At 40.7% G+C, this 22,537-nt stretch carries 18 protein-coding genes and 5 tRNA genes; 9 read left to right on the top strand and 14 right to left on the bottom strand.

The genetic code is table 11. The annotated features are described in order from the left end of the window. Positions 1 to 8: 8 nt before the first annotated feature. Complete coding sequence (locus tag BM308_RS13655; protein ID WP_373604445.1) at positions 9 to 149, top strand: transposase; 141 nt, start codon at positions 9 to 11, stop codon at positions 147 to 149. 208 nt (positions 150 to 357) lie between these two features. Here the strand turns inward: BM308_RS13655 and ilvN (BM308_RS06855) are convergent, their stop codons facing one another. The 12 genes from ilvN (BM308_RS06855) to BM308_RS06800 all read right to left on the bottom strand — a co-directional run bounded on the left by ilvN (BM308_RS06855) (position 358) and on the right by BM308_RS06800 (position 10,188). Continuing rightward, on the bottom strand, positions 358 to 861 hold the full coding sequence (gene ilvN, locus BM308_RS06855) for an acetolactate synthase small subunit (RefSeq protein ID WP_031490918.1): 504 nt from the start codon (positions 859 to 861) through the stop codon (positions 358 to 360). After that, positions 862 to 2,580 (bottom strand): biosynthetic-type acetolactate synthase large subunit, encoded by a 1,719-nt coding sequence (ilvB, locus tag BM308_RS06850; RefSeq protein ID WP_074943981.1) that lies wholly within the window; start codon positions 2,578 to 2,580, stop codon positions 862 to 864. Positions 2,581 to 2,629: 49 nt separating this feature from the next. Next, positions 2,630 to 3,655, bottom strand: coding sequence for a suppressor of fused domain protein (locus BM308_RS06845; protein ID WP_177214427.1), 1,026 nt, complete (start codon positions 3,653 to 3,655; stop codon positions 2,630 to 2,632). Between the two features lie 108 nt (positions 3,656 to 3,763). After that, positions 3,764 to 4,267, bottom strand: a complete 504-nt coding sequence (gene ilvN / locus BM308_RS06840; protein ID WP_074839461.1) for an acetolactate synthase small subunit — start codon at positions 4,265 to 4,267, stop codon at positions 3,764 to 3,766. A 2-nt stretch (positions 4,268 to 4,269) separates the two neighbouring features. Then, positions 4,270 to 5,982 (bottom strand): biosynthetic-type acetolactate synthase large subunit, encoded by a 1,713-nt coding sequence (gene ilvB, locus BM308_RS06835; RefSeq protein ID WP_074943978.1) that lies wholly within the window; start codon positions 5,980 to 5,982, stop codon positions 4,270 to 4,272. 21 nt (positions 5,983 to 6,003) lie between these two features. After that, entirely contained in the window at positions 6,004 to 6,510 is a 507-nt protein-coding gene (locus BM308_RS06830; RefSeq protein ID WP_074943976.1) for a methyltransferase family protein, read from the bottom strand. Beyond that, the gene (locus tag BM308_RS06825; RefSeq protein ID WP_074943975.1) at positions 6,503 to 9,601 is read right to left on the bottom strand and encodes an FAD-binding and (Fe-S)-binding domain-containing protein; all 3,099 of its coding nucleotides are present in this window, start codon (positions 9,599 to 9,601) and stop codon (positions 6,503 to 6,505) included. The genes BM308_RS06830 and BM308_RS06825 overlap by 8 nt, the downstream gene beginning before the upstream one ends. Before the next feature lie 132 nt (positions 9,602 to 9,733). Continuing rightward, positions 9,734 to 9,810, bottom strand: a tRNA-Met gene (locus BM308_RS06820). Positions 9,811 to 9,816: 6 nt separating this feature from the next. Next, a tRNA-Gln gene (locus BM308_RS06815) sits at positions 9,817 to 9,892 on the bottom strand. Between the two features lie 35 nt (positions 9,893 to 9,927). Beyond that, positions 9,928 to 10,004, bottom strand: a tRNA-Met gene (locus BM308_RS06810). A gap of 6 nt (positions 10,005 to 10,010) precedes the next feature. Beyond that, positions 10,011 to 10,086: transfer RNA gene (locus BM308_RS06805), tRNA-Gln, on the bottom strand. A 26-nt stretch (positions 10,087 to 10,112) separates the two neighbouring features. Beyond that, positions 10,113 to 10,188 (bottom strand) — tRNA-Gln (locus BM308_RS06800). A 343-nt stretch (positions 10,189 to 10,531) separates the two neighbouring features. Here BM308_RS06800 and BM308_RS06795 point away from each other — a divergent pair. The 8 genes from BM308_RS06795 to lnt all read left to right on the top strand — a co-directional run bounded on the left by BM308_RS06795 (position 10,532) and on the right by lnt (position 18,396). After that, positions 10,532 to 11,386 (top strand): HAD family hydrolase, encoded by an 855-nt coding sequence (locus tag BM308_RS06795; RefSeq protein ID WP_074943973.1) that lies wholly within the window; start codon positions 10,532 to 10,534, stop codon positions 11,384 to 11,386. Positions 11,387 to 12,164: 778 nt separating this feature from the next. Beyond that, on the top strand, positions 12,165 to 12,323 hold the full coding sequence (locus BM308_RS13340; RefSeq protein WP_177214426.1) for an antitoxin VbhA family protein: 159 nt from the start codon (positions 12,165 to 12,167) through the stop codon (positions 12,321 to 12,323). A 3-nt stretch (positions 12,324 to 12,326) separates the two neighbouring features. Next, positions 12,327 to 12,923, top strand: a complete 597-nt coding sequence (locus BM308_RS06790; protein ID WP_083425482.1) for a Fic/DOC family protein — start codon at positions 12,327 to 12,329, stop codon at positions 12,921 to 12,923. Positions 12,924 to 12,940: 17 nt separating this feature from the next. Next, positions 12,941 to 14,305: a tRNA (N6-isopentenyl adenosine(37)-C2)-methylthiotransferase MiaB gene (gene miaB, locus BM308_RS06785; RefSeq protein WP_074943970.1), complete on the top strand. Its 1,365-nt coding sequence runs from the start codon at positions 12,941 to 12,943 to the stop codon at positions 14,303 to 14,305. A gap of 9 nt (positions 14,306 to 14,314) precedes the next feature. Beyond that, positions 14,315 to 15,430, top strand: a complete 1,116-nt coding sequence (locus BM308_RS06780; RefSeq protein ID WP_074943968.1) for a PhoH family protein — start codon at positions 14,315 to 14,317, stop codon at positions 15,428 to 15,430. Further along, the gene (gene ybeY / locus BM308_RS06775) at positions 15,414 to 15,890 is read left to right on the top strand and encodes an rRNA maturation RNase YbeY (RefSeq protein ID WP_074943966.1); all 477 of its coding nucleotides are present in this window, start codon (positions 15,414 to 15,416) and stop codon (positions 15,888 to 15,890) included. Before BM308_RS06780 ends, ybeY begins: the two co-directional genes overlap by 17 nt. 42 nt (positions 15,891 to 15,932) lie before the next feature. Then, positions 15,933 to 16,796, top strand: coding sequence for an HlyC/CorC family transporter (locus BM308_RS06770; protein ID WP_074943964.1), 864 nt, complete (start codon positions 15,933 to 15,935; stop codon positions 16,794 to 16,796). A 1-nt stretch (position 16,797) separates the two neighbouring features. Next, entirely contained in the window at positions 16,798 to 18,396 is a 1,599-nt protein-coding gene (gene lnt, locus BM308_RS06765; protein WP_074943963.1) for an apolipoprotein N-acyltransferase, read from the top strand. Positions 18,397 to 18,461: 65 nt separating this feature from the next. Here lnt and BM308_RS06760 read toward each other — a convergent pair whose 3' ends face one another. Continuing rightward, on the bottom strand, positions 18,462 to 21,074 hold the full coding sequence (locus tag BM308_RS06760) for a hypothetical protein (RefSeq protein ID WP_074943961.1): 2,613 nt from the start codon (positions 21,072 to 21,074) through the stop codon (positions 18,462 to 18,464). Between the two features lie 8 nt (positions 21,075 to 21,082). Continuing rightward, on the bottom strand, positions 21,083 to 21,997 hold the full coding sequence (locus BM308_RS06755; RefSeq protein ID WP_074943959.1) for a L,D-transpeptidase family protein: 915 nt from the start codon (positions 21,995 to 21,997) through the stop codon (positions 21,083 to 21,085). Positions 21,998 to 22,537 lie beyond the last annotated feature (540 nt).

The following is a 22,537-nucleotide window of genomic DNA, read 5'->3' as shown; positions in this document are numbered from 1 at the left end:
TCGGTGATATCAAATATAATCACGGTTTCAAAAGATTCAGACTGCGATCTAAAGCGAAGGTAATAATTGAATTTGGGCTTGTGGCTCTGGCTCATAATATAAGAAAATGGGCCAATATAAGAAATGAAATGAATGCGGTAATAAGTTAAAAAAGAACAAGAAATACCTTAAGCTTCCCACCTTATCTCTCTAAAAGTTCTAAAAATCTCCAATCAAAATAAATATCTCAACAAAATCGTATTTGAAAATTTCAATTCCCTAGAAATAACAAAATTCTATGTTTGAAAAATGAAAGAGGCTGACATACTTTTTAGCCAGCCTCTTTTCATATAGACATTACAAAGAAGAGAGAACGCACTAAGGCTTCATGAAATGATTGCCCTTTGCAATACCGACAACACCTGATCTTACAACCTCAAGCACTTCAGCCAGCTTGCCAATAGTGGTAATGAAGTTATCAATTTCAGATGAATTGCCAACAAACTCTAAGGTAAAGATTTCTGCATTAACATCAATAATCTTTGAGTTGAAGATATCAGCCAGACCTTTGACCTCATCACGGGCATTCTTGTTAGGAGTGTTGACCTTGACCAGTACCATCTCGCGCTCTATTCCACCTTCAGCTTCCTCTAAAAGAGCTGAAACACGGAATACACAAACCAGCTTATGCAGCTGTTTGGTGATCTGTTCCGCTTCCCACTTCTCACCGGTGGTCAGAATTGAACAGCGTGATAAGGTAGGATCATCAGTAGGAGCAACAGTCAGACTGTCGATGTTGTATCCACGCTGAGAGAATAAACCTACAACACGAGATAAGGAACCGGCTTCGTTTTCCAGCAAGATTGATATAACGTGTCTCATTTATTTCTCCTCCTCATTCAACATCATGTCTATCATTGAGCCGTTAGCTCTCAGCCATGGCATTACCTTGGTATTGGTATCGGTAATGATATCCACCAGGATAAATTCATCCTTTGCCATGAGAACCTCTCTGATAGTTGACTCTAGCTTATCATTGTCAGTAATTCTGATGCCCTTAAAGCCGTAGGCCTCAACCAGTTTAACAAAATCAGGATTGCCATCGAGGTTGGTGGCACTGTAACGCTCTTTGTAGAACACGGTCTGGAACTGACGAACCATACCTAAAACAGAATTATCCAGAATAAAAACTTTAATTGGCAGTTTATACTTTCTGCAGACAGCAAGCTCCTGCATATTCATCTGGAATGAGCCGTCACCGGTGATACAGAACACATTGGCATCAGGAAGCGCAAATTTAGCTCCGATAGCGGCAGGAAGACCTACCCCCATAGTGCCCAGACCACCTGAAGTTATGAAATGTCTTGGAGTCTGAAAATCAAAATACTGAGCAGAGAACATCTGATGCTGACCAACATCGGTGGTAATCACAGGATTCAGTTTAAGCTCGTTTGAGATTCTGTTGATGGTCTCAATTACTTCCTGAGGACGAATCATGCCCTCTTTTCTTGAATACTTAAGACAGTTCTTCTTTTTGAACTCTTCAATCTGTTTCCACCATAGGGACAGATCATTAGGCTCCTTATGTCCCTGCTCATCAAGCTCTTTGTCAATCTGAGTCAGAACTGTTCTGGCATCACCAACAATAGGAATATTTGCACTTACGGTCTTGGAGATGGATGCAGGATCAACATCAATATGAACCACAGTCGCATTAGGACAGTACTTTGCCACCATATTGGTAGCTCTGTCAGCAAATCTGGTACCTACCGCAAAGATAAGATCGGAATTGTGCATAGTCTCATTGGCTTCATATAAACCATGCATACCGATCATTCCCAGATACTGTCTATCAGTGGTTGGATAGGCAGAAATACCCATCAGAGTTGAAACTACAGGGAAATTCAGACGTCTTGCAAGCTTTGCCGCAATCTCTGAGGCATCACCCTGAACTACACCACCACCTAAAAGCATAACCGGCTGCTTGGCCTTTACAAGCTGAGCTGCAGCTCTTTTAACCTGTCCCTTGTGACCAAAGACGGTAGGGTTATAGGAGCGAATGGAAATATCTGAATTCTTTTCATAGTCAAACAGATAGCTGCGATTCTGGCAGTTCTTTGGAATATCAACAACTACCGGACCTTTTCTACCAGTTGAAGCAATATAGAATGCCTTGCGGATATTCTTGGCAATATCTTCAGGCTTTTTACAGAGGAAGCTGTATTTAACCACAGGACGGGTCACACCCATGGTATCCACTTCCTGGAAAGCATCTGTACCGATAAGATCAGTGCTTACCTGACCTGTAATCAGCACCAGCGGAATTGAATCTCCGTATGCAGTTGCAAGAGCTGTAACTGTATTTGTTGCGCCAGGTCCAGATGTCACCAGAGCAACACCGACCTTACCGGTACAACGGGCAAAACCATCCGCCATGTGAACAGCCCCCTGTTCATGGCGGGCTAAAACGTGAGTGATCTTTGAATCGAACAGCTCATCATAAATATCTGTAACGGCTGCACCTGGATATCCGAAAATACGGTCAACACCGAGATCTTCCAATACCCTTACAACCTGCTTTGCACCATTTAATTTTTCCATAGTCTGTTTCTGTAAATTTAATGTAAAACAATTATTTTTCTAATCTGTCCTAGAGCTTAGGCACCACATTGCACACATCATCACGGGTGGAGATAAAAGGTGTAATCATAACGAGCTTCTCTTTAAAGAGTTCAAGCAGCTCCAATGCTGAATGAGACTTTCTGAAATTAAGCTCCATTGGTCTTAAAGGCAGAAGCTCCAGAAAAGAAAGTTCCGCACCGTCAAGTTCCATTATCTGCTGTGACTTATCGTAATCTCCAAGACCTACCAGCATCGCACCGTTAAATGCGGTTCTTGAGCTGAAGCCTGTATCCTTCTCAAGATAATAGCCAAAGCCGATATTATCCTTCGTGGCAATCAGATGTTTGATGACCTCAATCATCAGGAACACTTCAAAATTGCTTTTTGACTCGGGATTAAATCTGTAATCCTCTGGCAGAGCAAAACAAATCTCTACACATTCATCCTTGGCACCTGCCCTACCCTTCATGAGCTTTCCGGATAAACCGACACTGACCAGCAGATTATAATTATGCTCAGAGGTCGGAGGAATTCTGTAGATTTCAACATTGTCAAAAGAGCATAAATGCTGATACTCACCAAAATTCTTCTTTATATGTTCAAGGATCTGCTTTTTATGTTCCTCACTCTGCCCTTTGAAGGTTGCAAGCTCAATCATGGAGTTAACATTTGCAAGCATGGTGGTTATCTGCTCAAAAAGCTTGCCGTCAGCTACTGAAGCAAAACGCAGAGCTCTTTCAAATCTGATTTTGCTGTCTTCAATCAGTCCCTGTTTAAACAGAATATAGCCTCTGTAGAACTGATGCTTGGCATTATCCTTCCCTTCAAGAGAGAATCTGTCTAAAAGCAGATTTGCCTTCTCGAAAAGAGAATATGGATCTGAGGTTTTATTGGCAGCGTTGATATAAGCTCTAACCAGCTCGTTGCATAAATCAAAATCCAGCTCAGAGCTTTCCAGAAGATTTATAATCTTGAAAAGCTCCTGGCTCTGATACAGAGCCTCAATCTTACCTAGCAGATCTTTTTTGTATTCAATAAATTCTTTGTTGTCCATAACCATTCTTACGTTTGTGAACTGAACACCTGTTATTTATTTTTTTCTATGGCGCCTAAAATTAAGCCCCGATTTGTATCGAGGCTTTCTTGTATATTCAGCTGTTTTCTATGAATGCAGTGAATGTTCGCCTCTAAATATTCCACACACTCCAGAACGCACGGTTTCGACGACCTCAGCCTGTTCTGAGACGGCCTTGAGGAATCTGTCGACCTCAAAGGAGGTATCCACATACTGGAGAATATAGAGCTCAGGTGTGATATCTACAATCTGTGCTTTAAAAATATCACAGAGTGTCTTGATTTCTTCTCTTAAAGTGTGACCTACAGCCTGCACTTTAACAAAAAGGATCTCTCTTTCAACAATATCTACGGAGTTATCCTGCTGGCTTGATACCTTAATGACATTAACAAGCTTATGCAACTGTTTGGTAATACGTTCTACGATAGAACCGTCACCTTCTGTAAGAATTGTGATTCTGGATAAAGTTTTATCCTCGGTTGGAGCTGCAGTAATATTCTCAATGTTATAGCCTCTCTGAGAAAAGAGACCGACTACTCTGGATAGAGCACCAACTTCGTTTTCAAGCAGAATTGAAATGATCTGACGCATGACTATTCCTCACCTAAGAACATATCTGACATACTTCCGCCCATCTGCTGCATTGGAAGCACCTTGGCATCAGTATCACATGCAATATCAACAATAACCAGTTTGTCCTTCATTGACAGAGCCTTTTCAACAGCAGCATCAAGCTCCTTAGGATCAGTTACTCTGAAGCCTTCATGACCATATGCCTTGGCAAGAGCCACAAAGTCTGGATTTGAATTCAGATTGGTAGAGCTGATATGTCCTCTATAGAACATCTTCTGCCACTGACGAACCATGCCTAAGGTATGGTTATCAAAGATGAATATCTTGATTGGTATGTTAAATTCAAGACAAGTTGAAAGCTCCTGAACATTCATCTGGAAAGAACCGTCTCCAGTAAACAGACAAACTTCCTTATCAGGACAACCGATCTTGGCGCCAACTGCAGCAGGGAAACCATAACCCATGGTGCCCAGACCGCCGGAGGTTAAAAGATGACGAGGTTCATCAAACTTATAGTACAGAGCAGTAAACATCTGATGCTGGCCAACGTCGGTGGCAATAATAGCATCACCGTGGGTAGCCTTGTATACAGCCTCTACTATCTGCTGAGGCTGAATAATCTTGCCGTCAGTCTCATAGTCAAGGCACTTATCCTCTCTCCACTTGCCGATCTGAGTCCACCACTGTTTCATGGCAGAGGCGTTTTCAACAAGCTTGAACTCATCAAAGACATCAATGAACTGACCTAACACAGTCTTGGCATCACCCACGATTGGGATATCAGCAACAACTGTTTTTGAAATTGATGCAGGATCGATATCAATATGAATAATCTTTGCAGCAGGACAGAACTTGGAGAGATTGTTGGTTACACGATCATCAAAGCGGCAACCTACAGCAAATACAAGGTCAGCCTTGTCCATTGCGTTGTTGGCCTCAAAGGTACCATGCATACCCAGCATACCCAGGAACTGTTTGTCAGTGCTTGGATAAACACCCAGTCCCATTAAAGTTGATGTTACAGGCAGATTGAATCTGTGAGCAATGGTACGAACCTCATCCTGAGCTCCGGATAGCTGAGCTCCGCCACCAATCAGAAGTACTGGATGACTTGCCTCAGCCAGAAGCTTGGCTGCTCTCTTAACCTGGCCCTTGTGTCCCTGCTTGGTTGGATTGTATGAACGCATCTTTACAGGTGACTTCATCTCAGGATATTCAAACTTCATTGAAGGACGCACACAGTCCTTTGGAATATCCACTACTACAGGGCCTGGTCTTCCTGAAGATGCAAGGTAAAAAGCCTGTCTGATAAACTTAGGAATATCAAGTGCGCTCTGACACAGATAAGAATGCTTAACAATCGGTCTGGTGATACCAACGGTATCAACTTCCTGGAAGGCATCTGAACCGATAAGAGGAGAAACCACCTGACCGGTGATTACTACCATAGGAATTGAATCCATGTATGCAGTTGCAATAGATGTTACAGTATTGGTTGCACCTGGACCTGAGGTCACAAGACAGACTCCTACCTTTCCTGTAGCTCTGGCATATCCGTCAGCAGCATGAGCTACACCCTGTTCATGTCTTCCCAGCACGTGCTTAATCTTTTTGGACTCTAACAGAGCATCATAAATATCCAAAACAGCACCGCCCGGATAACCGAAAAGATTATCTACCCCTAAATCCTCAAGAGTGCGCACTAACATCTGTGCGCCTGACATCATGGTCATCAAAATCTCCTTCTTATTGTGTTAGCCTTTTTTAGGTTTAGGCCAAAACCTTTGTGGTACATCCTGAATCCATTTCTCGTAGTCTTCAGGAAAATCTCTTTTTAATCTTGGTTCATCAAGAAATACTGCAAAGCAATATGCAAACAGCAAAAAGCCAAAAGGTACGACCAGCGTAAGCAGAGAGTTAACAGCACAGCATAATCCAAGATAAAACAGAAAAGCCCCCATATGCATAGGATTTCTGCACATTGAATATGGTCCCGTTGTTACTAATTTTATAGTTTCTTTTGAAAGTTTTATAGGGCCGATAACTACTGCACCACCATGGCCCTTTTCAATCAGTTCCTTATTCGACCAGATCATGAATAAAAGTCCAACAGCTGAGCTTATGGAGCCGAAAATCACGGCAGTCTTGCCCTCAGGCATAAAGGTGTATGGGCTTAAGACTGCTATGTATAGGATAATAGCAGGAATAGCAATAAAAAAAATTGAGCATCCGAATAGATACGCCAAAATGTTTCTAGCCATTCAACGACCTCTTGAGCAGTTCATCCACAACAAACAATGGATGAATAGCTTTCTTTCCTTCCATTCTCTGAACCTGAGAACGGCAGCTGAAACCAGTAATCAGACAGTGATTAAAATCTCTCTTGGCAATCTCATTCTTCCAGTTCCTCTCATAAACCGCATAAGTCTGTTTCTGATTTGCAGCCATATGACCAAAGAGACCGGCCATGCCACAGCAGGCAACATTAACCGGAATAAGATTCAGACCAAATGTTGACATAATGTTCTGCCATAATACTGGAGACTGAGTAATCAGCGCACGCTCTGTACAGTGAGTGAACAGATAGTACATTTCCTTGAACTCTTCTGTTCTTGAAACTGATAAAACCTTCTCTTTAATCTTTTCAAAATGAGCAGAGAAAGATGAGCTTTCCATCTGTTCTGAAAGCCACTCTTCAGGAAGCTTAACAATAAAGGAGCCTCTGGCATCATCTAAGATCTGAGTATACTCATCACGATAGCAGATGGTTAATGCAGGATCGTAGCCTACAAGATCAATACCAGCTTTTGACAGCATCTCAAGGCGGGCGGCCTGTTTTGCGGCATAATGCATAAAGCCTCGGCGATCGCCTCTTATAACCAGAATCTTGCCGTTAACATAAGGCTTTAAAAATGCGACCTTATACCCTAGATTACGTATTACTCTGGCCATAGCCAAAAGCCCTTCACACTCATAGCATACGGTGAAAGGGTCGGTAACAATCAGTACTTCATTTCCAGAAACCAATGCCTGCTTTGAGGACAGCACATCAAAGCCTTCCTTATCACATAAGGCTCTGAAAGTAGTTCTGCTAAATAAAGGCAGATCAACCATACCAAAGATTCTCTTTACTGCTAACTTAACCAGTGAGTTGGATAAAACAGCATTAGATAACCTTGGGAATCTTGAGAGGATTGGCAGAGTCAGCTCTGATTTTAAAATCAGAAGATCCATCATAGGACGCAGGTAGCGACCATAGTACAGAGACAGGAATCTTGAGTTCAGATCAGCAGCATTAACGTGAGCAGGACAGATACTCTTACAGGACTTGCAGGACAGACAGGTTTTAATCTTCTGCAGATATTCTGTGGAGTAATCCTTATGCTTTGACGTTAACGTATTAAAACATCTTCTCACAAAGTTTACCGGAGAAGGATTTGATGTCAGAAGAGACAGCTCTTCGGCAGCAATATTATGGCCTCTGTCATTTAAGAGTCTTAACCATTCTCTCATCAGTTCACTATAGCCTTTTGGAGAACGGATATGATCCCTGGTAAAACGGTAGCTAGGACACATCAGCGCACTGCTCTGATAGCTAAAGCACTGTCCGTTTCCGTTGCAACTTACTGCCCCTTTGAAGGAATTTCTGATGTTTACTGGAATAGTCCTGTCTAAATCTCCCCTCATCTGACCAGAAATAGAAACAATCTGATCCTTGTCATTGCCATAAGGCACACAGATCTTGCCAGGATTGAGGATATTGTTCTTATCAAAGGCAGCTTTGATCTTTCTGGCTACAGGATAAAGTTCTTTAAAGAAAACTTCTCCATAGCAGGAGCGATAGCCTCTACCGTGCTCTCCCCACATCTGGCCCTGGTATTTGTTTACAAGCTCAACCACCTTGTCGGAAATGGTAACAAGTTTCTTTCTGTCCGAATCAGTTGTCAGATCGAGAGCAGGACGAACATGCATCAGACCTGTATCCACATGACCGAACATTCCATAAGTAACTTTCAGAGAATCCAGAAGTGCTCTGAACTCCAAAATATAATCCGCAAGATTTCTTGGAGGGACTACAGTATCTTCAGTAAAGGCAACAAGCTTTTTATCACCTGAGGCTGCGCCTAAAAGACCAACCGCCTTCTTTCTCATGCCGTAGATTGCGGAGATAGCCTCAGGGGTCACCGCCAACTGAGCTCCTAAGATTCCGTTGGCAAAGGTTTTGGCCTTTTCGGTTACATTAGAGAAGATATCAACAAGTTTCTTATGTTCCTCATCCTTGTTGTAGCCATTGAACTCAACAATATTGATACCTTTGATGGTGTGACCTTTTACCTCTTCAATATAGTCCTTTACTGAATCCCAGACTGTATCCTTCTTTGCCAGGAATAAAACTCTGGAATCAACAGTTTCAACAGAGAAGACACCTGCATCTATTAGTTCTACAGCATGTCTTAAAGCACTGTCGAAATCCTCATATTTAACCACCATCAGTTCTCTGAAATCAGGGATTCTGGTCAGATCTAAAGTTGCCCCGCATATAACCGCAAGGGTACCCTCAGCGCCACAGATAAGTCGGGCCAGGTTCAGGGTATCTGTTTTAGGATCATAGGAATGATCAAGATCATAGCCGGTCATAAAGCGGTTAAGTTTAGGGAAGATCTTTTCAACCTGCTTACGGTTATCCTTCAGTAAGGCATAGCATTCACGATAGATGTCCCCCTCAAGACCATCCTTGTTCAGACACTCCTTTAACTTATCACCGCTTACAGGTCCAAAGGTAGTTAAAGTACCGTCTGCAAGAACTACTGTAACATCCTTGATATGGGATGAGGTTCTGCCGTATTTAAGAGAGCCCTGACCTGCGGCATCATTTGAGATCATACCGCCAACACAGGCTCGGTTTGAGGTAGAAAGCTCAGGAGAGAAAAATAATCCGTGAGGCTTCAGATAATCATTCAGCTCATCCTTGATTACACCTGCCTGAACATGAACAGATCTACCCTTAACATTAAGCTCAGATATCTCCTTCATGTAGCGGGAACAGTCAATGGTTATTCCATCATTCAGAGACTGACCGTTAGTTCCTGTGCCTCCGCCTCTAGGAGTAATAATCAGCTTTTCATATAAAGGTTCTGCCCTTAATTTAAGTGCGGTAACAATATCCTGATTATCTTTAGGAAAGATCACGCCCTGAGGCATTCTCTGATATACAGAGTTATCTGTAGAGACAAGCAGTCTTGAAGAATGAGAATACTCTATATCGCCCTTAAAACCTTTTGATTTAAGAACATCAAAATACTTCTTATATAGATGATCAACGGAAGGGAGATTCGATATTTTAGGAATCATTGACTAAACAGGCCTCATGTATTCTATTTTTTTAGATTAATAAATAGAATAATGCGACAAGTAATGATTATTTGCAATGACTTATAAAGAACTACCCAAAATTGTGAGAAAGTTAAAGAAATCGTGATGCGATGGTAGCTATGACGGGAATCGAACCTGTGACCTCAGCATTATGAGTGCCGCGCTCTAACCAACTGAGCTACATAGCCACTGAATGGCTGGGGTACTAGGATTCGAACCTAGGTAATGGCGGAATCAGAATCCGCTGCCGTACCACTTGGCGATACCCCAACTGAGACAAGATTTAAGACACCTTGGAAGGTGAATGGTAGCTATGACTGGAATCGAACCAGTGACCTCAGCATTATGAGTGCCGCGCTCTAACCAACTGAGCTACATAGCCATTGAGTGGCTGGGGTACTAGGATTCGAACCTAGGTAATGGCGGAATCAGAATCCGCTGCCGTACCACTTGGCGATACCCCAACAGTGTGCTGAACAACCCCCAATAATGGCAGGGGTACCTGGACTCGAACCAGGGAAATGGCGGGATCAAAACCCGCTGCCTTACCACTTGGCTATACCCCTATCAAGTACAAAGGTGCTTTTGTTCGACAACGTGCATTATTATATGAAAATAAAAATGCTTGTCAACAAAATAAAAAAAATAAATTTACGTCACAAAATTTATTTAGATTATAAAGCCCCGATGATGATGATTTATATCAGCTTATCTTAAGTTTAATGTTTTTTTCTGATATAAAAAAATTTCTGAAAATATAATCTCTCTTTTTATGGACGACAAATTCACAGATATTTAATGAATATGTTTTATCTGAAAAAAGATTTATGGCACACTCTTTTACAAATATTTCAAAAATATACTGATTAAACTGGAGCCGAAAGTTCAAACAAACTTTCGATAAGCAAAATGAATAAAGAAAACGTACTCGCCATCTGTTATGACTTTGATAGAACCCTTACCCCATATGAAATGCAGGCACAGGGATACATTCAGCAGCTAAATGAGAATGTTGATGAGTTCTGGAAGCTCTCATCAGATCTTGCCATCAAGAATCAGATGGATCCAAACCTTTCCTATATGTACCTGATGCTCAACGGAGCTAAGGGAAAATTTCAGGTAAAACGAGAGAAACTAATTGAATTTGGTTCAAAGGTAAAACTGTACAAAGGTGTTGTGGACTGGTTTTCAAGAATCAATCAGTATGGAAAGAAAAAAGAAGTAAAGATTGAGCACTACATTATTTCCTCCGGACTTAAGGAAATGATAGAGGGTACAAAGATTGCTGATGAATTCAGAATGATCTATGCAAACTCCTTCTTATACGATCATAACGGCGCAGCAGTATGGCCGGCACAGAACATTAACTTTACAAACAAGACGCAGTTTCTTTTCAGAATCTCCAAAGGAACACTTGATGTAAACGACAATGATGTTAACCGCTATTATGAGCCAGAGAATATCAGAGTTCCTTTCAATAATATTGTCTATATCGGTGACAGTCAGACCGATATTCCATGTATGAAGCTGGTAAATTCTCTTGGAGGCCACTCTATCGGAGTTTACGATCCTGTAAATAACAACAAAGCAAGAGTACACGAACTCATCAAGGACAAGCGCATTAAGCACTTTGCCCAGGCTGACTACTCAAAGGGAAGTAAGCTTGATGAACTTATGCATAACATCATCGATTACACATCAGCAGCCTACAAGCTAAACCGTGACTACTGGGAGAATCTGGACGAGGCAGAGAATCTTGCATAATTTTTTTAGGTTCTTGCACAATTCTATAATTACACATTTGTAGATTTTTAAACAAAAGTTGCAAACTCTATCATTTATCAATTTAATTTATTTATAAAACAGTAAATTACGCAAAAGATTGATAGGTTTGCGAATTTTTCAAACGGAGATCAACTTTTTGCTTAATTTTTACAAATATAATTAAAACTGTAGCCGCTGATAAAAGAATAATGAGCTCTAAGTGTTAACTAAGTTAGAGTATCTAGAATAGAAAATAGAAAAGCGGAAGAGACAAAATGATTTCGAACTCTGACAGTTTTAAATGATTTTGTTTTTAACAAAAAAGAATCACATACCTCATCGCCTAGGTCCACACCTTTTGACCTAGGCATTTTTTTATCCAAAAACGATAAATTTCCTTAAAGTTCAGATCACTAAGTAACATCTAAGAAATATTCACTAACATATATCACGCACAGACGAAATTAGACTTAAAAATTAAGACTAATGTTCCAGCAATTTATTGGAAGATTTTCCGAACTCATCGATTAAGTAACACTTGATGTTTTACTAACGTTTTCAAATTTTCACATACCTAAATCGCCTCTGACACGTTTTTGTCAGAGGTATTTTTTTGTCTTTTTTCCCTATAAAGAAATTACCTGAAACACGCTCTAAAAATATTTTTAATAATTGAGATTTTTATCACAAAATAATGTAGTATTAATCCACCTTAAAACACGAAAAAAAAGCACTTTTTCTGTTATAATTAAGTTGGTGTGATTACTACGGAGATCGTATGTTGCTAGACGAAGTAAAAGCTACTTTAGCAATGGAAAATTTATATCTGTCAGAGGAACAGGAAAAGCTATTACAAAGCTATGCTGACGGAGAAATTTCTTTCAAAGAATTTCAAGAACAGATATTAAAATTAACCGATGATAGCAAGGTAGCCTGAATTTTGGAAGCCTCGACTTTCGATAAAGTCTATTGTTATCCAGGTACTGAAGTTTTAATCAATAACTTCAATGAGCATGATCCTAGAGTACTTTCTCAGTACGAGAGAATGTATACTGGAGCAAGGATCATCGATCTACTCAAAAAGCCTATTCAGGGCAAATTTGATCTAAACCACTTAAAGGCAATTCATAAGTATATCTTTCAGGATATTTATCCTTGGGCAGGGGAACTGCGTCAGGTTAATATTTCCAAGGAGATTCTTTTCTGTGACGCACAGTTTATTCAGAAAACCATAACCAAGGTCTTTGATGAACTTGCTCAGGAGAATTACCTCAAAGACTGCAGTGAAAAAAAGATTGCAGAAAGAGCCGCTTATTATCTAGGCGAGATTAACGCTGTACATCCATTCAGAGAAGGAAACGGAAGAGCGCAGAGAGAGTTTGTCCGCGAGCTTCTAATCCCTCTAGGATTTAAGGTTGATTATTCTCTATGTGATCCTAAAATGATGCTCTATGCATCCATTAATGCATTTGCCGGTGATTACGAGTTAATGACTGAGTTATTTGATAAGTGCATTATTGCCAAACCACAAAATTAGAATAAAACTTACTAATCATGACTACAATTCAAACCACCTTATCTGCACCGAAACTTCAATTAGGCTCCTTCTATGTACACGTCTGGGGCTGCCAGATGAATGTATATGACGGAGGCAGAATCAAAGATTTAATGACAGCTGCAGGCTTTGCAGAATCATCAACTCCTAAGGGAGCAAATATAATTATTCTGGTAACCTGTGCCGTAAGAGCAAAGGCAGAGGACAAGGTATTCAACCAGATCGCCTCATGGAGACACACCGGTGAAATCAATGAGGATACCATCATTGCACTTGGAGGCTGTGTAGGAGCCGAGCTAGCCGAGAAGATCCTTGAGCTAGATAAGAGCATAAATATTATCTTCGGACCAAGAACCATCCACAGACTGCCTAAGATGGTTGGAGAGTTTATTGCTTCAGGCAGACCCGTAGTTGATGTAACCGCAGATGCCATCGATAAGTTTGATTATCTGCCAGAGGCAGGAGCAGTTGGACCTTCAGCATTTGTTACCATCATGGAAGGCTGCTCCAACAAGTGCACCTACTGTATTGTGCCTTATACCCGAGGAGAAGAGCAGTCCAGACCGGTTCAGGACATCATTGATGAATGTGTAGGTCATATTGCCAACGGAGTAAAGGAAATTCACCTTCTAGGTCAGAATGTTAACTCCTATCACGGACTAAATCCTGACGGTTCAGCCTGTAAATTCTCTTCCCTGCTCTACGAAATTGCAGCTATTCCTGGAGTCGAGAGAATACGCTTTACTACCTCAAATCCAATGGACTTTACCGATGACATTATTGAGGCAATTAAAGAACTGCCTGTAATCTCAGATGGAATTCACGTTCCAATTCAGTCAGGTTCAAACAGAATTCTAGAGGCAATGCACAGAAGATATACAGCAGAGCAATATGTTGAGCTGATTAAGAAAATCAGAGCTGCACGCCCTACTGTACATATCTCATCTGACTTCATTGTCGGATTCCCTGGAGAAACCGATGAGGACTTCAATGAAACCATGAAGATTGTCAATGAAGTAAAATTCGATCAGAGCTTCTCTTTTGTATATTCAATAAGACCAGGCACCCCTGCTGCAACTCTTGAAGATCCGATTTCTAAGGAAACCAAGATGGAGAGATTGTATATTCTGCAGAAGAGACTTGAAGAGCTAGCCTCAGAATATACCGAAGCCTTTATCGGAACCACCCAGAGATGTCTTGTAGAGGGAACCTCAAGAAAAGACGAGAATGAGCTCAAGAGCAGAGCCTCCTCAGGAAGAATTGTGGTGTTCAAAGGTCCATTATCTCTTGTAGGACAGATGGTTGATGTAAAGATTACTTCTGTAGCAGCCCATACCCTTAAGGGTGAGCTTGTAAATCAGTAAGGCAATGTGATGAATACAATTACTCAAGATTTTGTTTTAGATCCTGATGACAAAGACAGAATTGCCTACCTTGTAGGACCTGAAGACGAGAATCTTAAACAGATAGAAAAAAGATTAGGCGTAAAAATCAGCTATTCAGGAGCTCACTTTCATCTTGAAGGCAAAGCCGGACATGTTAAAAAGGCATATAAGCTGATTAAGTCTCTGTATGTTGACACTACTCCTATCAAGGGTTCCAAGAAACCATCAGAAGTTACACCTGACATGGTGCACCTTGCTATCACCGAGACAACCTCTCTTGAGCAGGACAGCACAGATTATTCAGGAGAACAGGCTAAAGGCTCAATTGACTCTCTGTATGCAAAGGCCAATAACTTTAAAACCAAGCGCGGTTTTATCAAGGCCAGAACCTCAAATCAGTCTGACTATATCAACAAGATTGTATCTCACGATGTTAGCTTCGGTATTGGTCCAGCCGGAACCGGTAAGACCTTCCTTGCAGTTGCAGCTGCCGTGGATGCATTAGAGAGAAATGAAATCAGAAGAATTATCCTGACCAGACCTGCAGTTGAAGCCGGTGAAAAACTTGGTTTTCTTCCAGGAGATCTGTCTCAGAAAGTTGATCCTTATCTGAGACCTCTATACGATGCGCTTTTTGAAATGCTGGGTTTTGAAAAGGTTGAGAAGCTGATAGAAAAACAGATTATTGAAATTGCCCCTCTAGCTTACATGAGAGGCAGAACCTTAAATGACTCCTTCATTATTCTGGATGAGGCTCAGAACACTACTGTTGAACAGATGAAAATGTTCCTGACCCGTATCGGATTCAATTCCCATGCTGTAATTACCGGTGATCCTAGCCAGATCGATCTGCCAAGAAATGTAAGATCCGGTCTTAAACACGCAATGGAGGTTTTAAAGTCAGTTGAGGAAATCGGCTTTACCTTCTTTGAATCATCAGATGTTGTAAGACATCCTGTTGTAGCGGCCATCGTTAATGCATATGACGAGTATGAAAAGACTCACGAAAAGGATAATCAGCATTACTACGGCAGAAATAGCAAAAACGATTCATCCTCCACAGAACATTCTGAAAAAGAGGTGTCTAATGCAAGTAATAATTGATCTGCAGATTGCTACAGACGAGAAACTTGAAAGTTATCCATCACTGGAGCTTATGACTAAATGGGCTACTGTTGCCCTTAAAACCGGCGGCAGAAACAAGGATAGTGAAATCACCATCCGTATGGTGGACTCTGAGGAGATTCATCACCTCAATTCCACCTACAGACATGTGGACAGACCAACAAATATTCTGTCTTTCCCGTTTGAGCTTCCGGAGGGAGTAGATGATCTGCCATTACTTGGTGATCTTGTAGTCTGCAAGGAAGTATTAGAACGCGAGTGTAAAGAACAGAACAAGACTCTTGAGGAGCATTTTGCTCATCTGATTGTTCATGGTTGTCTGCATCTTATCGGATACGACCATATTGAAGAAGATGATGCTAAGGAAATGGAACCTTTAGAGGTTAAGGCCATGGAAGAGCTTGGCTATGAGAATCCTTACAAGGATGACGAATTCTAAGGTTGAACAAGCATAGAAGAATAAACACATTTGGAAAAAACTATGACAGATAATCATGACGAGGAACATAGTTCCTTTTTATCAAAGATTTTTTCAAAAAAAACTGAACCAACCAATCAGGATGAACTCGAACAGGTTATCCGCGAAGCTTCGGAAAATGAGATTATCGATGAAGATACCGAGGAAATGCTTCAGGGTATCTTTGATATCAACAGACTTCGTGTTTCTGACGTAATGATCCCTGCAAACGAGATTGTTACCATTCATGTTAACAGCACCATTGAGGATGCTGCCAAAATCGTCCTTCAGACTGCACACTCCCGTTACCCTGTAATCGGAGAAGATAAGGACCACATCGTCGGCGTTCTTTTGGCAAAAGATCTGATCCCTTATGCCTGCGGTTTAAAGGAACTTGAAGGCGGTTCTATCAAATCAATTCTTCGCGCCCCTATTATCGTGCCGGAAGCCAAACGTGTTAATTCCATGTTAAAGGAGTTCCAGCAGAACCGATTCCACATTGCAATCGTAGTGGATGAATTCGGTGGAGTATCTGGCCTTGTAACCATTGAGGACGTCCTTGAGGTTATCGTTGGCGACATTGATGATGAATATGATACTGAGGTTAACTCTGAGCATATTGTAAAATCAAAGGAAGGAAAGTCCTTCATTGTCAGCGGAGTAACTGAGCTAGAGGAATTCGACGAATTCTTTAACACAAAATTCTCAGAGCTTGCAGAAGTTGACACCATAGCGGGACTGACCACTCATATGCTGGGCAAATTCCCTAACATAGGGGAGAAGCTTACCATTGAGGGCTTTGAAATCAAGGTACTGGAAGCTAATGACAGAAGAGTGCATCTTCTTGAGGTAACGCCTCCAACCACAGATCAGGACAGTAAGCAGTAATATGCAGTTTTTTATTAAATTATACTTTATTCTATCCAGTCTGCTTGATGGCAAGAGACTGCTGACTCTGGTTAATAAACCACTTGGAATGTGTGCATCCTCAGTGGTACTGGGCGCAATTATGAGTTTATCAATTGCCCCTGTTGAGAAGTGGCCTTTTGCAGTAATTGCGCTGGGCTTTTTCATGATGCAGCTTTACACCTGCAAATACACACCACAAGTTGGAGTTATTTCCCTGCTTTTCTTCGGAACCTACGGCACGCTGTCTCTGACCTGGCTGAACTTTGTAATGGAAGGTTTTGGACAGGTTCCTCTCGTTTTATCCTATGCCATTGTTTTTGGATTTTCATTCGGATATATCGCCTTTCCATATGCCATTCTGAATATGATGGCTTTTAACATTGCAAAAAAGAAAAAATCAGTATATCTGTGCTGTTTTGTACCGATCGGATTCTTCCTTGCAGATTATTTTGTATACTACTTCCTGACAGGTTTCCCTTGGCTTTATGCAGGTTATTCATGTGTAGAAGGACCTCTTAAGAACTATGCTCCGTTTATTGGTGTAAGAGGTATCAATCTGGCACTTTATGTTCTAAGTGCAGCTCTTGCTCTTACAGCTATGAGAAAGTTCCTGTTCCTGCCTATCGCAGCAATGATTCTTGTTGTTGGAGTTTTCCTTGAGAACATTCCTCAGGTTGAAAAAATGCCAAGCGTCAATGCATCTCTGGTACAGGCAAACATCACACAGTCCGTACATAACAATGCTGCAAGCGTAAACGAAATATTCTCAACCTACTGGACACTTACCAAACCAAAGATATCCAATTCTAAGATTGTCGTCTGGTCAGAATCCGCACTACCTGTTGATTACTATTCATCCGCTGAGCTCATTGGTGATCTGGATACCGTATTCAAGAATGACAGGTCAGCCCTTGTTACAGGTATCTTCACAACAGCTCAGGAGAAGATTTACAACTCAATAGTCCGTATCGGTGAGGGAGCAGATCTAGCCCATGATCTTCCATATCAGAAGAGAAAGCTTGTTCCATTTGGAGAATTTGTACCTTTCGAGGATTTACTAAGACCTCTAGGCTCTATATTCGTAATTCCAAACTCTTCATTCAGCTATGGTGCTGATGAACAGCAGCCAATCGCCATCAATGATCATAAGTTCATTCCTGCAATCTGCTATGAGGCAATTTTCCCTGAGGTGATCTCCTCCATGGATTCAGAACAGACCAACGGAATTATTATGGTTTCCAATGATTCCTGGTTCGGACCTACTCAGGCACCACAGCAGCATCTGAATATTGCCAGAATGAGATCAATGGAACTTCAAAAACCAATGCTGCGCTGCACCAACAGTGGCATTACAGCTTACATTGATGAGAATGGAAAAGTTGTGGACAGACTTCCTCAGGATAAGGAAGGAGTTCTGACCGTACAGTTCTCACCTGTTAAGGGACAGACTTTCTATTCAAAATATGGAACACAGACTCTGTTCCTTCTTCTGCTGATACTGTTTGGTTTAGGTATTCGCGGATTAAGACAGAAAGATGATCCTACCAAAGAAACAATGACAAAGCTGGTTAGACCTTAACCAGAAGAAAAAATCTCTGGTAACACTTTTCCTGTTACCAGAGAAATAATTTCTTATCTTAACTACTAGCCATAACGACCAGAACCAGTCTTTCTAATCAGAACAACAGAGAAAGCCAGCATCAGAATACATCCTGCAATACTTAGGATATATCTCCACATTGGCAGAGGTTTGGTTGCGTTGCTGTAGGTATTGATAAAATCACCGATATAACATCCGCGAGATGAGCAGTTAACGGTTCTACCCATGCCCCCCTGTGTATACCACAGATGTTTAGGGAATCTGGTATAGGCATGGTATTTATCTAGTTTCTGATTGGCCTGTCTTACGAAGTTATTCATGAACTCAAGCAGAGCCTTAGGATCAGATGAATAGCGCTTAACGTCATTATAGGAGATACCAGGCTCAATATTTACTACTCCATCAGGAGCAAACAGACTGCCCTCAAACTTAATATCATCTATAATCATTCCGTCCTTGTCAGCATCAAGACAGATTACAGCATTACTTGATATGGAAGCCTTTTCCTTAACAATGAAAGTCTGACTGCCACCATTGGTCAAATCAAGCTGACCGCCTCTGTTGAGATCAAGAATCTCCACAACTGAGTTGGTTCCATCCTTAGTAGGAGCAATATAGACAGAAGAATCTTTAATATAAAGACGATTGATGTTTATCAAACCAATAATATCGCTCATACCACCATAACTTAACAGGTTGAGCGTTTTACCGATGATATTGCCATTGATTTCCACATGCGACTTGGAATCAGAAACAATGTTGTCAGAAGTAAAATCCTTGGCTTTATTCTTTTTCTTAACACCAAGATTGATGTTAGTTGCCAGCTTCTTAACAAAGAAAGGCATATTTAGATTCTCACCATATGCAGCATCAAAATGAAGCTTGCCCGCAAGAAGCTTTGGATTATATGCCTTTGAGTATAAAGACTTACCATCAGGAGCTACAAAATAACTCCACTTGGAAACAATATCTCCATTGATCTTTGCTTTACTGGTAAGGTTTATGTTTTCTACATGAGCAGAATCATCTATATAAATAGAGTACTTCTTGCCGGTAATCTTTCCTGAAATGTTCAGAGACGAAACCAGAGGGCCTCTGATATCAATTGGAACGTTGTAGCTTTCAGCTTGCTCCTTGGAGATTTTTCTCTGAAGATAATCATAGGTTCGAACTCTTCTGTATGAACCACGGAACTCTTTTAAATCAGACAGAACATTTGATCCAAAATCAAAACGCAGTGCTGTTCCATCTACACCGCTAGCTTCAACATCGCCACGGATATCAATGATGTTGTTTCGTCCGTAAGTTACAGCAAGACCGGTAGCTGATTCACCGTTTTCAATAATAGAAGATGATTTAGGAATCAGGAGTCTGTTTCTGGAGCCGTCAACACGGATACCAATACTGCCAAAGCCCTGACTTGCGATAATTCCTGACTGGGTTACGTCATTGTAGCTTCCGTAAATGTGGGTTCCAATGGAAAGAGGCACTATAGAAGCCTTTTCCTGCTTGAAAGGTCTTAACTCGCCATTGGAGGCAGTAAAGGAAGAAGTGATATTGTATACCACTCTTTTCTCAGGAGTACCTGAATTGTAGATAGAAGTTCCGAAGAACTCGGCTGTATTGATGTTATAGCCAATATCTCGGAACATCTCCAGCTCAGCCTGATTATAGAAGCCGTAATTTATATAGGAAGAACCAGAAAGAATACTGTTATTGAGATTAAGCTTTGGAGATCCACTCTTGGTGAAATGAACACTGAATCTCTTCTTTGAAGAAAAATCGCTTTGGCTTGTTATTTTTTTTCCATCTGCTAAAAGATTTTCTGTATTCTCTCCCACAAACTTGAAGTGACAGGCAGAGAATGAGTCATATTCACATTTTTTCTGTAAATCTGAAAATTTAACATTCTCTGTTATAAAAGTATTATTATTGGTTAAGTGGTAATCAAAAGTAGAAAGAGGAGATCTAAAGCCAACCTGATTATGATTTGAGTACACACCAATAAGAGAGGCAAAAGTTAAAAACAACTTATGAGATAAAGATTCCTGTACACCATTTTCAGGCAGCAGTCTTATTCTGTAGGTTGAACTGAATAAACCGATATCAGGATTATAGTTAATCTCTACCAGACCAAAGTTATCATGTTTGTCCAAAACACAGACATTTTTCAGATTAGACTCAAAAAATCCCATTCCTGAGCATAAATTAGAGGCATTGTAATGCAGATCATACGCTCTTGAAGGTCTATCTCTGTCCGTACTTGCCACAAAAGGAACATTAAAAGTCTGGTTGTCAGCAACATATCTTCTGAAAAGGAATGAAAGGATAGAGGATGCATTAACCCAGGTCATTTTTGATGGAGAAAACTCCAGTGTTCCCATCTGTGATGGAGGATTAATTCCTTTTGCTCTGACGGAAAACAGTTCTTTTATTTCATTCTCATCAGTCACAACATATGGTTTAAACAGAGAATTTCTGCTTACAAAAATCTTGTCGGACTCTTTGAGATCAGAGAAAAGTCTGTGAATATCATTGTGTTGGTAGTGGCCTACGGCCTGAGAGGGATAAGTTGAGGAGTCAGAATTAGCCATGGCCTGATGCTGATACATCAGACCAAATAAAACCATTGCAATTACAGTTTTAGCATGAATCACTTAATTCTCTAAAATTCCACTGGATTTAGCAAAACAGGTCTGCCGGTTCTCTCATGAAGAGCTCGCTGCAAAATGTCCTGATTAATTCGAGGATCCTTAAAGAATTCTAGTTGAGACTTTGTAAATGAGAAAGGAACATTTGCATCAAAATTATCAAATTCAGACTGACTTCTCGATAATGGCTGATGAACTTCAATATAAATATCTCCGTTTGGCTCTACTGCAGTCTTTATTGGTTCGTTGATAAACTGAACTCTAGTACCAACAGGAACCTTATGGAATAACTCCTCGTTATCCTCATTACGCAGACGAACACAGCCATGACTTACACGAAGACCAATACCGAAATCAGCATTGGTTCCATGAATAGCGTAAAGTTTTCCAACATACATGGCATAAAGTCCCATTGGATTATCAGGACCAGCAGGAACTACAGGAGGGAGATACTCACCTTCAGCAGCATATTCTGCTCTCATGGCTGCAGTAGGAGTCCAGGTAGGACCTGCCTTCTTACGCTCAACCTTGGTAGTCCAGGCCAAAGGAGTACCCTTTCCAATCTGACCGATACCGATTGGATAAACTTCAACTCTACCCTTGTTGTAATAGTAAAGACGCATTTCAGCAGAATTAACAATAATGCCTTCATGAACAGTATCAGGCAGGATCAGCTTGGTTGGAACAACAAGATTAAGACCTTTCAGAGGAACAATAGGATCAACCTCCGGATTAGCCTCTATCATGTTGGAAAGTCCTAAATGATACTCAGCTGCAACATATTCAAGAGTGGTAATACCGTTAGGATCGATCTGATAGATCTGCTCCTCGCCAACTACTCGGTTGCCATTTAGATTGTAAACATTGGTTGCATTTACAGCTGTAACAGAAGAAAGAAAAGCAAAAGCTAGAGCTAATTTCTTATACATGATTGTCTCATTAATATCTTGTTTAATATCCAAAGACGTATGTCTAAGGACTAAGGCTTCCCTAGGATTATGCAAATATGATACTGCATGAAAACCTGAAGCATTCAGGTACTTGATTATACTCCGTACCGGAGTGTAATTTTAACACAGATCATATTTTTGGACTATTGTTAGAAGAGTTCAAACAATAGGTTTATTCAAAAAATTTCGTTATAATCTATTCATGGAATACATAAGATATTCTGATGAAGCATTGAGATTTAGAAAAAATTTCAGTTTATCAAATGATTAACAAAGGCTTAATTGTAGAATTCATTATCCTGGCACTCTGGTTCTGGGCCTTCTTGTGGGCTTACACCCACTATAACTATAAAGTTAATCCTAAAACCAGATTCAAAAAGACGTTCTACAGAGATCTGCTTTTGGCAATCACCCTTCTCCTGCCCGTAATTCTCATTATCTTCTAACATTAGACTCTGCCAAGTTTACGTAAATTTCCTTATACACAAAGTAGCAAACATCTAGTTTTAAGTTTACGTC

Source organism: Succinivibrio dextrinosolvens (assembly GCF_900116345.1).
Lineage (GTDB): Bacteria > Pseudomonadota > Gammaproteobacteria > Enterobacterales > Succinivibrionaceae > Succinivibrio > Succinivibrio dextrinosolvens_B.
Note: the sequence above shows the minus strand (reverse complement) of the source record. Positions and strands in the feature narration are given on the sequence as shown.